Origin of the sequence: Shewanella carassii, assembly GCF_019670705.1 — a bacterium.
GTDB lineage: Bacteria > Pseudomonadota > Gammaproteobacteria > Enterobacterales > Shewanellaceae > Shewanella > Shewanella carassii.
The window spans coordinates 4091027-4103267 of sequence record NZ_AP024618.1 but is presented as its reverse complement, the minus strand read 5'-3'; the positions used below and the strand labels follow the sequence as shown (position 1 = coordinate 4103267).

Here is a 12241-nt window from a genome sequence, read left to right as displayed (position 1 = left end):
TAAAATCCGCGGCTTGTATCTGGCATAACGCGATGTTTTCGGGTTATGGCTTGGGGTTTCAAGAAGAATGGGGAAACAGGAGAGAAGAGTGCCATACGCGAATAGTCAGGCTTACCAGTGGGTATTGTTCGATGCCGATGAAACCCTGTTTCAGTTCGATGCGCCGCGGGGGCTCAAGCTGATGTTTTCCCGCCAAGGGGTGGATTTCAGCGATGCCGACTATGCCGAGTATCAGCAAACCAATGCGCCGCTGTGGGTGGCCTATCAGGACGGCAAGATCAGCGCCAGTGAGTTACAGCTGACCCGATTCAGTCATTGGGCCAAACGTCTCGGACGCACGCCTTTTGAACTCAACAGCGCCTTTATGACGGCAATGGCCGATATTTGTGAGCCGCTTCCCGGGGCTGCCGAGCTGCTTGATAGCCTCAAGGGGCGTGCCCGCTTGGGGATTATCACCAATGGTTTTACCGAGCTGCAGCAGGTGCGGTTGCAAAAGACCGGCTTTGCCGAACACTTTGAGCTGTTGGTGATTTCAGAAGAGGTCGGCTTGGCCAAGCCGGATCCGGGTATTTTCGAGCATGCGCTGGCCAAGATGCAGCAGCCCGAACGTAAGCGGGTATTGATGGTGGGTGACAACCCTCACTCGGATATTCTCGGCGGCCTCAAGGCCGGTCTGGATACCTGTTGGCTCAACGTTAAGGGCGAGGCGGCTCCCGAAGGGATTCAGCCCCATATCGAGGTGCGTTCATTGAGTGAACTGCAAAGGCAGCTTTGTAGCTGATACCGCATCGACTGCAAGATTTTCAAACCGAAGGCCCGCCATTATGCGGGCCTTCGGCATTTCTGCATTATTTAACCGGAAAATGTCACTGTTCGGGTAATACCTTTAGGGGATCTGTTCACATATTGGTGTCACTGTTAAAAAACATGATCCTCATCAATTGATAATCATTATCATTAGTATAATATGACGCAACTTTATTTGATTTTATGGAGCGACCCGAGTGAAACCGACTTATCTGGCAGTTGTATTGGCGGCCCTGTTGAGCCCACAGTTGATGGCGGCTGAAGCAGAAAAAGCGCAGGAGCCGGCCGCAGAAAATATTGAGCGGCTCAGTGTAGTCGGGGTTAGACAGCGGCTGGAGCAAGCCGGCACCCTGGCTAACACCATAATGAAGACGGAAGTCATCGATGCCAGCATCATAGAAAACAAAAATGCCGTTAACCTGTCGGAAGCTATAGATAACTCTCCCGGGGTAAAAGTCTCCAACGAATGCTCCATGTGTGGTGTAAAACGCATCATGCTCAACGGCATGAAAGGCGAGCAGACCACTATTTTGGTGGATGGTTTGCCGGTGCATACCATGATTTCCGGTTATTACGCCGTCGATGCCATTCCTACCACAGGGATAGAGCGCATCGAAGTGGCCCGCGGCGCCGGTGCTTCACTGATCGCCCCTGAGGCTATCGGCGGCACCATCAACATCATCAGCTATGAGCCCACCGAAAACGGCGCCGAGTTGGATGTTGCCGCAGGTGAAAACGGTTATCGCAAAGTGGGTTTCCTCGGCAAGGGCGTCAGTGAAGACGGCCGCACCCGGGCAACGCTGGTGGCTCAGTATGACGACAGAGATCAGTTCGATGCCGACAATAACAAGGTCAACGAGGCGCCACTGCAGGAAAACCGCAGCGTAACTGCCAGAATTTCTCAGGATATCGGCGACTTTGACAACCTGGTGCTGCGCATGGCCAATATCCAGTCGGAGATCTTTGGTGGCCCCATGCTGGGCAGCAGCTTTGCCGATGGCACCGCCTCCAGCATAGGCAATGTACTCTCAGGTTTTGATGATAAGCCCAGTGAGCCGCAACAGCTGTTTGAAGACGGTGATATCCGTAATCCCTATACCGGCAAGGCCTGGGAAACTACCGAATGGATCAAGACAGAGCGCAACGAGGCCTCGCTTGCCTGGCTGAAGGAATTTAACGACGACTGGAACATGCACCTGGCGGTAAGCTATGCCGAGCACAAGCAGGACTCCTTCTACGAAGGGTTTGACTATACCGCCGATGACAAGATGTGGTTCTTCGATGCCAGATTCAACTACCTACTTAACGACAGCCATCTGTTGACCTTTGGTGCCGATCTGCGTACCGAAGAGATGCGCTCCCACTCCCGCGCCGGCAGCGCCAACCCTGACTATGTTTCCGACTCTTTTGACTATGACGTCAAGGGCCTGTACCTGCAGGATACCTGGCAGGTGACCGATGACCTCGAAGTGGCCATGGCGCTGCGTTACGACAGCATCACAGCCGACTTTACCGACCCCAGCAAGCCGGGCACGGAGTTGGACGAGTCGATACTCTCGCCCAGAGTCGATATTCGCCTGCGTCACAATGAACTGTGGACTTCGCGTCTGTCTGCCGGTCGTGGCTATCGGGCACCGCTGTCATTCTTCGAGACTGATCACGGCATTCTGGATGGTTCATTGGGGTTCGATATCGATATCGACGAGCTGGAGCGTTCCAACTCGGTGAACTATGCCCTGAGCTACGAGGGTGACAGACTCACCTCTACTGCCTCTGTGGCCTGGACCGAAGTCGAGCATCTGGCGGCGCTGACCACCAACGACCAAGGGATCCCGCTGCTGACCCAGTTGGATGAGAAGGCCAGTGTGGTGACCACAGATATCGCCCTGGGCTATCGTCTGACCGATGATCTGACGGTTAACCTTACCGGCGAGCACTTCGACTATGATTCGGTATTCAAGTCTTCCTATGCCGTGGCACCGGTCGAGGAACGGGTGACCCTGAGCGTGGATTGGGACGTCAACGATTGGGAATTTTTCGCCAACCTGGTGTGGATTGGCAGCCGCGATCTGTCGCAGTACGGTTATGAAGGTTATAACCGCCTGGATGCCAACGGTAAGGTGGATCCCGATTCGAAGAAACGTACTGATGCGCCGTCCTACTTTACCCTGGACTTGCGTGCCAGCTATCAGTTCAACGACAACCTGTCTTTCTATACCGGGGTCAGCAACCTGTTTGACTATACTCAGGCCGGTGACGAGGAAAGCCCCTTGTTCTATGACGCCGAAGGCGCCTTCGATGTGGGTTACATCTATGGCCCGCTGCGTGGCAGAGAGATCTATGCCGGCATGAAACTGGTGTTCTGATGATGAAGCGCCTGGCCCTGGGATTATTGCTGCTGTGTGCCATGCCGTTGCAGGCCTCACAGCTGACCCGCGACTATCAGTTCCAGCCCCTTCGTGGGCAGGAACAACAGACGCTGGCACATCTCGAGGGCCAGAGTGCTGTGTTGATGTTCTTTGAGCCCGAGTGCCCCTGGTGTGTTAAGCAGGCGGCGGTGCTGAAAAAGTTACATCAGCTGTGCCCTGGTCATCTGCAGCCGGTGGCGCTCGGCGTTAATGGCAATCAACTGGCCCTGAAACGGGCGCTGTTCCGCCTCAACTTTCCGTTTGAGGCCTATAGAGCGCCAATGGAGCTGGTCAGGGATATGGGCGGTATTCCGGCAACCCCCATTCTGTTGCTGCTGGACAGCAAGGGCAGGTTAATTAAGGGCTATCGTGGTTTGACCGGGGAAGCCGAACTGCAGGCGCAGCTCTGCCCGGCGGCTTGAGCGAGCCAATTTCAGACTCGAACCCATCGAGATAAAAATGCCCGGCATCGAGCCGGGCATTTTGTTGTCAATCTTAACCCCCTCCCATGGAGGTGGTGATTTTGGGCGGCTGTTTGGGTGCCCAATTTCAGGGCTGCCAAAATCAGGCGCTTGGGTTGTTAATCCTTGACCGCCAGCAGCTCTCTTACTTGGGCGCCGACATCGCGCTGGAATTCATCGGCCTGATCGAACACTCCCAACATCTTAATAAAGCCGTGAATCGTACCCGGGTAGCGCTGATAGTGCACGGCTACGCCAGAAGTCGCCAACTTGTCGGCGTACAGGCGGCTGTCGTCGCACAGGGGATCGCATTCGGCGCAGTAGAGCAAGGTTGCAGGCAGCTTGCTGTGGTCGGTTGCCAGCAAAGGTGAGCAATAGGGATGAATGGCATCGGCCGGGCTGCGTAGATAGTGGTTCCAGTAGTACTTCATGCTGTCCTTGTGCAGCAAAAAACCTGTGGCGTATTTCTCGGCCGAGGCCGTGTGCCAGCCGTACTGCACCGGCGGATAAACCAGTACCTGGCAGGCGAGATCTGCCGAGTCTTCATCACGGCACCTCAATGCCACCGCTGCGGCGAGATTGGCACCGGCGCTGTCGCCAAAGATACCGATTCGCTTGGGATCCAGCCCCAGTCTCTCGGCGTGTTTGAACACCCACAGGGTTGCCGCGTAGCAGTCATCCATGGGGATGGGGAACTTGTGCTCCGGCGCCTTTTGATAATTAACGGCAATCACCACCACGCCGCAATTCTTGGCCAGTGCCCGGCTGAAGGGGTCGTTGATCTCTATGTTCGACACCATCCAGCCACTGCCGTGAAAGTAGATCAGTGCCGGTTGGGGTTGTTCGCTGTGTTTGGTGCGGTAAATCCTAACCGGCAGGTCGGCAGTAGGGCCGGGAATAAATCTGTGTTCAACGGCGGCCATCTCTTCCGGTGGTCTGGCCGGGGGAATATCGCTGTGTTCCTGATGACGACCGGCCTCGGGCGCCAGATCTTCATAGGGGGTAAAGCCTGCGGCATAGGTTTGCTGCAGGAAGGTTTCAACCTGGGGATTGAGTGGCATACGGGTACTCCATTCAGCAAGGGGATCAGGCCTTATAGGTCACCTCTGTGACCCCTTTGAGCCTGGGACGGTTGGCTTCGGCTTGTGTCAGCGGCCTCACTTCCCGAAGGGAGTTGTGGCAGCGCGGCACCAGCGCCTGATATTCCTGGGTATTGAGGCGTTTCCAGTGTAGATCCTGCTCTGTGACATCGCGGATATATCGGGCGGGAGAGCCTGCCAGTAACTGCCGCGGTTGGCCCTGAAAGCCGGCTTTGATAAAGCTCATGGCGCCGACTATGCTGTCTGGCCCTATCTCGGCGCCATCCATGATCACGCTGTTCATGCCTATCAGGGCATTGTGGCCTATGATGCAGCCGTGCAGCACGGCGCCATGGCCGATATGACCATCTTCGGCGACTATGGTGTCCTGATCGCAATAGCCGTGCATGATGCAGCCATCTTGCAGGTTGCTGCCGGCCTTGAGGATCAGCCGACCATAATCACCGCGAAGGGAAGCGTGAGGGCCAACGTAGACATTGGCGCCGACTATCACATCGCCTATCAGTACGGCACTGGGGTGAACAAAGGCACTGGGGTCGACAACAGGGATCAGACCTTCAAATGCATAACAGGTCATGGTATTTATCCTGGTGGGTTGCAGGGGTGGGACATCCTTGTCCCGGTTGGCGTGCTTTCCTTAAATTATTTGCCTTTCCAGACAGGATCGCGTTTTTCGGCAAAGGCCTGTGGCCCTTCCAGCGCGTCTTCTGAATGCAATACGGAAGGATAGTGTTTCAGCTGACCGCTGCGGATAAAGCGATAGGCTTCTTCCACCGGCATTTCGCTGGTGGTGCGATAAACTTCTTTCAGAGCGGCGATGGCCAGAGGAGCACTCTGGGTGATCTCCTGCGCCAACTCTCGGGCGGTTTCCATCAGTTGGCTGTTGTCCACTACCCGGTTGACTATGCCCCAGCGCAACGCTTCCTGGGCATCCATGCGGCGGCCGGTCATCATCATTTCATTGACAATCGCAGGTGGGATCAGCTTGGGCAGACGCAGCATGCCGCCGCTATCCGGTACTATGCCCAGTTTGGCTTCAGGCAGGGCGAAGCTGGCGTTGTCGCTGCAGACTATCATGTCGGCGGCCAGGGCCAGTTCGAAACCACCACCGAAGGCATAACCGTTGACGGCGGCGATAACAGGCTTGTCCAGATCGAACAGCTCAGTCAGACCGGCAAAACCACCAGGACCAAAGTCGGCATCCGGGGCTTCGCCCTCGGCGGCGGCTTTCAGATCCCAGCCGGCAGAGAAGAAGCGCTCACCGGCCCCGGTGATAATTGCCACCCGCAGTTCCGGATCATCACGGAAAGCGATAAAGGCTTCACCCATGGCAAAACTGGTCTTGGCATCTATGGCATTGGCCTTGGGGCGATCCAGGGTGATTTCCAGAATATGGCCATTGCGGCGTATGTGTAACGATTCGTTCATGCTAATACTCCATCTGGATTAAAATATCACTGAGTATGTGCGAAATACAGTTAACGCTTATCGCCAGCCTAAGGCCACAATTATCTATGGCTTAAGCAGATATTACCCAGCTATTACATTTATTGGTAATAAGCAACTTACCAAATACTTTTTGGTTTTTACGGTTTGCTTTTTAAGCCTTCGATATATTGAAGGCTTAAAATTTTAATTCGGTTTATTTGTTTGGCTGATTGTTAGCAAAGACTCTTCTTTTTTATTTTCCCCGAACAAGTTCTTGGTAGACTCTTTCTGATTTCAAGGAAAGAAGGCACCTTGAATTTAGCCATATGTTCTTCGCAATATTCGAAGAACTCCTCTTCGGTAATTGTTTGGTTTTCATGCAAGACAATAAAAGCCTTGATGGCTTGATCTCGAATTGAGTCTTTCACCCCAATAATGGCGACATCGGCAATTTTGGGATGCTCGGAAATAATGTTTTCCAGTTCGACACAGGAGATATTTTCGCCGCAGCGTTTGATCATGTTGCAGCTGCGATCGATAAAGTAGAAAAAGCCTTCCTCATCGACGTAGCCTGAGTCGCCTGTGTGCAGCCAACCGTCGGCCGAGAGTGTCTTGGCGGTCTCTTCCGGCAATTTGTAGTATTCACGAAACAGTGTCTTACCCGGTTCGCCCTTGATGCAGATCTCCCCGGTCTCGCCGGGAGGTAGTGGGCGCCCTTGTTGATCGCGGATCTCTACCTGATAGCCCATGCCGACTCGGCCGATGGAGGGCCAGCGCCGCTTGTCACCTGGGCGGTCGCCTATGACGCCGACTATGGTTTCTGTCATGCCGTATGAGGTAAACAGACGCACGTTAAAGCGTTCGACAAAGGCGTCTTTTTCTTGATCAGACAGGTTGAGGTAGAACAATACTTCACGCAGGCAATGCTGTTTCTCCCAGGGCATTTGCGGCTGCATCATCAGGGTGCGGATCATCAGCGGGATACATTCTGTGACTGTGGCACGATACTTACAGATTTGCCCCCAGAAGGCGCGGGCGCTGAATTTTTCCAGCATCACAAAGGTGGCTCCCGCCGAAAAGGCCGCCATGGCTGCGGTGCACTGGCAGTCAATATGATAGGCGGGCATGGGGGTCAGGTAGATATCATCGTCCCTAAGGGCACATTGCCAGGCGGTATAGTAACCGGCGAATCTGAGATTGTAGTGGGTAATTACCACGCCCTTGGGACGGGAAGTCGTGCCCGAGGTAAATAGGATTTCGGCAACATCGCTGCTGCTCAATGGCACTCTGTGTTGCAGCTCGTCGGGTTGTGCCAGCCTTAGGCGGTGAAAATTGAGAATATTGGCCGGCGCGGTGGCAGATTCATCGGCAATCAGCAGTATCTGCTGTAGTGGAGAGCCGGGATCTTGCTGCAAACAGCTATAGAGTGATTGAAAATCGCTGCTGGTAACCACCAGCGAGATACCACACTTGTCCAGAATGTAGGCGGTTTCTTCCTGCAGCAGATGAGTATTTATTGGCACCATGATGGCGCCTATCTTGGCCAGACCGAACCAACAGAAGATGAACTCGGCACAGTTGTTGATATGCAGTGCCACCTTGTCGCCCTTGGTGACGCCCAGCGAATGAAACAGGTTAGCGGTGCGGTTGATCTCTTTATTGAGCCCGGCATAACTGTATTCCTGGGCTAGCCCTTGAAGGTTTTCGACGATAAGCGCCGTTTTCTCTCCATAGTTGAGGGCCAGATCATCCCAAGTCTGACGTAAATCTTGTCCAGCTATTATATCCATTTGACACCTTGCTCAATAAAACGTTTTCAGCGGGGTATACTGCGAAGGCTTGAACACAAGCCTTCGCGCGACTTCAGGAGTTATTTGTCTCCTTTGATTTTGGCCAGCCCTTTATTCACTAGCTCTTGGATAGCGGCTTCGTCGTAGCCGATATCTTTGAGAATGGCATCGGTATCCATGCCGTGGCTTGGCATACCGCGCCAGATCTGGCCTGGGTTGTTCTTGAATTTGGGCATCACATTGGGGCCCTTGCAGGTACGGCCGTCCATAGTTTGCCACTCGGTGATCGACTCACGGGCGATGTACTGAGGGTTGGACTCCAGGTCTTCGGCGCTGAGTACCTTGGCACAGGCAATCTTCAGCTCGGCGAAGCGCTCGCGCACCTGTTCAATGGTGCGCTGGCCTATGTAGCGTTCCAGCGCATCTTCAATTTCCTGTCCATGTGGGCATTCGATGCGGTGGATAAGCTGAGTGCCCTCCGGTACGGCTTCTGTGTGCAGCAGGTGGCCAAGACCTATGTCTTTGAACAGCTCTTCAATCTGGGTGACGCCGACCATTTCCATCACTATGTAGCCGTCTTCACACTTGTACAGACCACAACCGGCATAGTAAGGGTCACGACCCTTGTACTGGCGTGGAGCCATCTTGCCGCCGTTGAAGTAGTCCATCATGAAATATTGGCCCATGCGTAACATAACTTCATACATGGCCACGTCGATGCTTTCGCCAACACCTGTTTGTTGCGCCTTATACAGGGCTGCCAGTGCAGATGTGGTTACTGTCATACCTGAAAAATAGTCAGCTGTATAAGGGAAGGATGCCATGGGTTGGTCGACATCGCCGTTCTGCATCAGATAGCCGCTGAAGGCCTGGGCAATGGTGTTATAAGCGGCCAGGTGAGTGTATTCCTCGGTACCGTATTGACCAAAACCAGATAAGTGAGCGATAACTAACTTTTTGTTGCGTTCCCACAAGACTTCATCCGTGATACCGCGACGAGCAAAGGCCGGGCCCTTACTGGCTTCGATAAAGATGTCTGTGGTTTCCATCAGCTTGAGGAAGGCTTCGCGTCCTTCATCCTTGAAGATATTCAGCGACAAGGCATGCAGGTTACGGCGAGACAGCTCTGGATAGTTGGGTTGTACCCGGATAGTGTCTGTGTAAGCCACGTTTTCAATCCAGATGACCTCGGCACCCCATTCGGCAAACAGCTGCCCGGCAAATGGACCGGCAATCTCGATACCGGAAAACACCACTCTGAGACCGGAGAGCGGACCGAATGTAGGCATAGACAAGTGTTGTGACATGATCTGTTCCTTCTAGCAATTCTTGGCATAGATGGCGCTGTGTGCAGCGTCATATCGACCGGCCGGTTTCACCGGGAGCAGGGAGATTGGCAAGCCCGGCCGGTACTCAAGGGCAACTATTTGTTGCGGTAATCTTTCAGCACTGCACGACCCAGAGTCAGGATCTGCATTTCGTCTGAACCACCTGAGACTCTGTCTACCCGCAGATCGCGCCAGAAGCGGCTGATGCGGTGCTCACCGGCGATGGCGTAGCCACCGAAGACCTGCATGGCATGGTCGACTACCCGGAAGGCGGCGTTGGCGCAGTAGTACTTACACATGGCCGCGTCACCAGAGGTCATCATGCCGTTGTCGGCTTTCCAGGCTGTGTGGTAGATCATGTTGCGCATGTTGTTCAGCTCGATGGCCATGTGGGCAAACTTCTCCTGGATCAGCTGAGTGCGGCCAATGGCTTCACCGAACTGTACCCGCTGGTTGGCATACTTGGCGGCGTCTTCGAAGGCGCAGTAAGCCGTACCATAGTTGGTGCAGGCCACCAGGAAGCGTTCGTCGTCGAACTCTTCTTTTACCCGCAGGAAGCCGTTACCTTCAGTGCCGAAGAAGTCTTTCTCTTCCAGTTCAACATCGATGAACTGCACTTCACAGCAGCTGTCCATCTTCAGACCGAGTTTGGGAAGCTTGCTGACTTTGATACCTGGCTTGGTCATGTCGACGAAGAACTCGGAGAACACAGGTTTCTCAGAGGCTGAGTCTTTGGCCATCACTACCAGGAATGGGCAACCGGCGGCACTGGTGATAAAGCACTTGGTGCCATTGAGGTAAATCTTGCCATCGCGGCGAGTATAGGTAGTCAGCAGGCTACCAACATCGGAACCGGCAGACGGCTCGGTGATGGCGGAGTTCCACATCTGTTTACCTGTACCCAGGAAGGCCATGATCTTGTCGATCTGTTCTTGGGTGCCGTGTTTCAGTACCGTAGTAAAGCCGGCCAACTGGAACAGGACATAGGTGGGGGCACCGAGGCGGCCCAACTCTTCCCAGATAACCGCCAAGGTCATCAGTCCGGCTTCCATGCCGCCGAACTCTTCCGGCAGTAACAGGCTATCTATGCCCATATCAGCCAGTTCTTTTACAAATCTTTCTGGATATTGACTATTTTCGTCGCACTCAGAGAAATATTGTTCCCAATTTTCTCTTTCCATTAAGTCACGAACACCTTTAACGAATAGTTCCTGCTCATCTGTTAAACGATAATCCATGAAAACTCCCCTATATAAATATATTTAATCAAGTTAAGGTGTGAGGTGAATCTATAATCCGATTAACTCTTCCAATTATTTTTTCGTGAATCTTTCAAGAATGAGATAATGATCATTATGTTCACGAAAACGAGAGGTGCACCGCCGGCAATAATTGCTGTTTGCAATGGTTTTAATCCACCAAGTGCCAACAAAACAATACCGATAACACCGACCAATACAGACCAACCTACACGAACCCAAACTGGTGGTTCATTATCCGCATCGACGCCTTTACAGGTTGACATGGCCAATGTGTAAGAACAGGCGTTAATTAATGTCACTGTTGCCAAGAAACACAGAATAAAGAACATCCACATGGTGATGGTGCTCATTGGCAAAGCGGCCCAGGTTTCAATAATGGCCCTGGCGGCACCATATTGTTCAATCAGGGCAGGCATATTGACGATATTTTCATTCATCAGATTAAGTGTGTTACTGCCCAGAATGGTCCACAGCAACCAGGTAGAAGCTGTCAAGCCGCCGACCATGGCCAGACACAGCTGACGCACGGTTCTGCCGCGAGAGATCTTGGCCAGGAAGATACACATCTGGATGCCGTAAACTACCCACCAGGCCCAGTAGAACACTGTCCAATCCTGAGGGAAGCTGCTTTCACTGACTGAGGCAGTGTAGAACAGCATACGGCCCATGTTCATCAGCAATACCCCGATGGAATCGGTGAAGTAGTTTACTGTGAAAGTGGTGGCGCCAATGATGAATACCCAGGCAAGGATGATGATGCTCAGGTAGCTGCGCAGGTCACTGGCAATCTTGATCCCTTTTTGCAGGCCAAAGGCTACACAAACGGCGTTGAAGATGATCCAGGCTGAGATGATGGTGGCATCTACTTCAATGGTGCGCGGAATACCGAACAGATATTGAATACACTCGGTAACCAGAGGCGTTGCCAGACCCAGACTGGTACCCATGGCCAGGATCAGCGCGACGACATAGATGTTATCTATGATGGTGCCTATGATGCCTTCACACTTCTTGCCCATGATGGGATAAAGCGTACCGCTGGGGCGTACCACGTCCATTTTCTTTACGAACAGGAAGTAACCCAGAGCGACAGAGAAGAAGGCATAACCGGCCCATGGCAGTGGTCCCCAGTGGAACAAACTATAGGCCAGACCAAATTCTTTGGCTTGGACTGTCAGAGGCTCCATTTCAAATGGGGGATAACTGACATAATAGTAGATCTCCAATGAACCCCAGAACAGCACGGCGGCTGAGGTACAGGAGGCAAACATCAGGAAGATCCAGCTTCCGGTACTGAATTCCGGTTCTTCATTACCGAGACGGTTATTGGCATAAGGACCGAATAGCAACCAGAGCCAGCCGGCCAGCATGACTATCATGTACCATTCAAATGCCCAGCCCCAACTATGGGTTAAATAGTGGAAGACTGCGCTGATAACTTCATTGGCTGCATCAAGGTCTCTCACGGTAAAGTAGGAGAGAAGGATCACCACCAATAGTGAAGGGAAAAATATTTTCGCTTCAATACCGGCCTTTTTGATCTTTTTATTTTCACTCATCAAAATTCTCCATACCCAAAAAGTCTTTAACTGATTTTCAGGAAAGGTGAGCCCGTGAGGTTTAATTAAAAACCTCAGATTAATATAAAATGATTTGG

The 12241-nt window shown here is 52.9% G+C and carries 10 protein-coding genes; 3 read left to right on the top strand and 7 right to left on the bottom strand.

The features are described 5' to 3' along the window. The first annotated feature begins 67 nt into the window (after window positions 1-67). From yjjG to K5621_RS18310, 3 genes are all read left to right on the top strand, one after another. Window positions 68-781: a pyrimidine 5'-nucleotidase gene (gene yjjG, locus K5621_RS18320; protein ID WP_221049970.1), complete on the top strand. Its 714-nt coding sequence runs from the start codon at window positions 68-70 to the stop codon at window positions 779-781. A gap of 223 nt (window positions 782-1004) precedes the next feature. Then, complete coding sequence (locus K5621_RS18315) at window positions 1005-3173, top strand: TonB-dependent receptor plug domain-containing protein (RefSeq protein ID WP_100143418.1); 2169 nt, start codon at window positions 1005-1007, stop codon at window positions 3171-3173. Then, on the top strand, window positions 3173-3637 hold the full coding sequence (locus K5621_RS18310; protein WP_167387661.1) for a TlpA family protein disulfide reductase: 465 nt from the start codon (window positions 3173-3175) through the stop codon (window positions 3635-3637). Before K5621_RS18315 ends, K5621_RS18310 begins: the two co-directional genes overlap by 1 nt. A 158-nt stretch (window positions 3638-3795) precedes the next feature. Here K5621_RS18310 and K5621_RS18305 read toward each other — a convergent pair whose 3' ends face one another. The 7 genes from K5621_RS18305 to caiT all read right to left on the bottom strand — a co-directional run bounded on the left by K5621_RS18305 (window position 3796) and on the right by caiT (window position 12143). After that, window positions 3796-4737 carry an alpha/beta hydrolase gene (locus K5621_RS18305; protein WP_221049969.1) on the bottom strand — a complete coding sequence of 314 codons (942 nt, stop codon included), beginning with the start codon at window positions 4735-4737 and terminating at the stop codon, window positions 3796-3798. 25 nt (window positions 4738-4762) lie between these two features. Next, complete coding sequence (caiE, locus tag K5621_RS18300; protein ID WP_221049968.1) at window positions 4763-5353, bottom strand: carnitine operon protein CaiE; 591 nt, start codon at window positions 5351-5353, stop codon at window positions 4763-4765. Between the two features lie 65 nt (window positions 5354-5418). Beyond that, entirely contained in the window at window positions 5419-6204 is a 786-nt protein-coding gene (gene caiD / locus K5621_RS18295; RefSeq protein WP_025010097.1) for a crotonobetainyl-CoA hydratase, read from the bottom strand. 233 nt (window positions 6205-6437) lie between these two features. Then, window positions 6438-7994, bottom strand: coding sequence for a crotonobetaine/carnitine-CoA ligase (gene caiC / locus K5621_RS18290; protein ID WP_100143421.1), 1557 nt, complete (start codon window positions 7992-7994; stop codon window positions 6438-6440). A gap of 80 nt (window positions 7995-8074) precedes the next feature. Next, window positions 8075-9301, bottom strand: coding sequence for an L-carnitine CoA-transferase (gene caiB / locus K5621_RS18285; RefSeq protein ID WP_100143422.1), 1227 nt, complete (start codon window positions 9299-9301; stop codon window positions 8075-8077). Window positions 9302-9417: 116 nt separating this feature from the next. Continuing rightward, window positions 9418-10560 carry a crotonobetainyl-CoA dehydrogenase gene (gene caiA, locus K5621_RS18280; protein ID WP_100143423.1) on the bottom strand — a complete coding sequence of 381 codons (1143 nt, stop codon included), beginning with the start codon at window positions 10558-10560 and terminating at the stop codon, window positions 9418-9420. 62 nt (window positions 10561-10622) lie between these two features. Beyond that, entirely contained in the window at window positions 10623-12143 is a 1521-nt protein-coding gene (gene caiT / locus K5621_RS18275) for an L-carnitine/gamma-butyrobetaine antiporter (RefSeq protein WP_100143424.1), read from the bottom strand. Window positions 12144-12241: the final 98 nt, after the last annotated feature.

Coding starts and splice junctions, on each gene's coding strand:
- yjjG (WP_221049970.1), top strand. CDS start 68: ATGGGGAAACAGGAGAGAAGAGTGCCATACGCGAATAGTCAGGCTTAC.
- K5621_RS18310 (WP_167387661.1), top strand. CDS start 3,173: ATGATGAAGCGCCTGGCCCTGGGATTATTGCTGCTGTGTGCCATGCCG.
- K5621_RS18305 (WP_221049969.1), bottom strand. CDS start 4,737: ATGCCACTCAATCCCCAGGTTGAAACCTTCCTGCAGCAAACCTATGCC.
- caiE (WP_221049968.1), bottom strand. CDS start 5,353: ATGACCTGTTATGCATTTGAAGGTCTGATCCCTGTTGTCGACCCCAGT.
- caiD (WP_025010097.1), bottom strand. CDS start 6,204: ATGAACGAATCGTTACACATACGCCGCAATGGCCATATTCTGGAAATC.
- caiC (WP_100143421.1), bottom strand. CDS start 7,994: ATGGATATAATAGCTGGACAAGATTTACGTCAGACTTGGGATGATCTG.
- caiB (WP_100143422.1), bottom strand. CDS start 9,301: ATGTCACAACACTTGTCTATGCCTACATTCGGTCCGCTCTCCGGTCTC.
- caiA (WP_100143423.1), bottom strand. CDS start 10,560: ATGGATTATCGTTTAACAGATGAGCAGGAACTATTCGTTAAAGGTGTT.
- caiT (WP_100143424.1), bottom strand. CDS start 12,143: ATGAGTGAAAATAAAAAGATCAAAAAGGCCGGTATTGAAGCGAAAATA.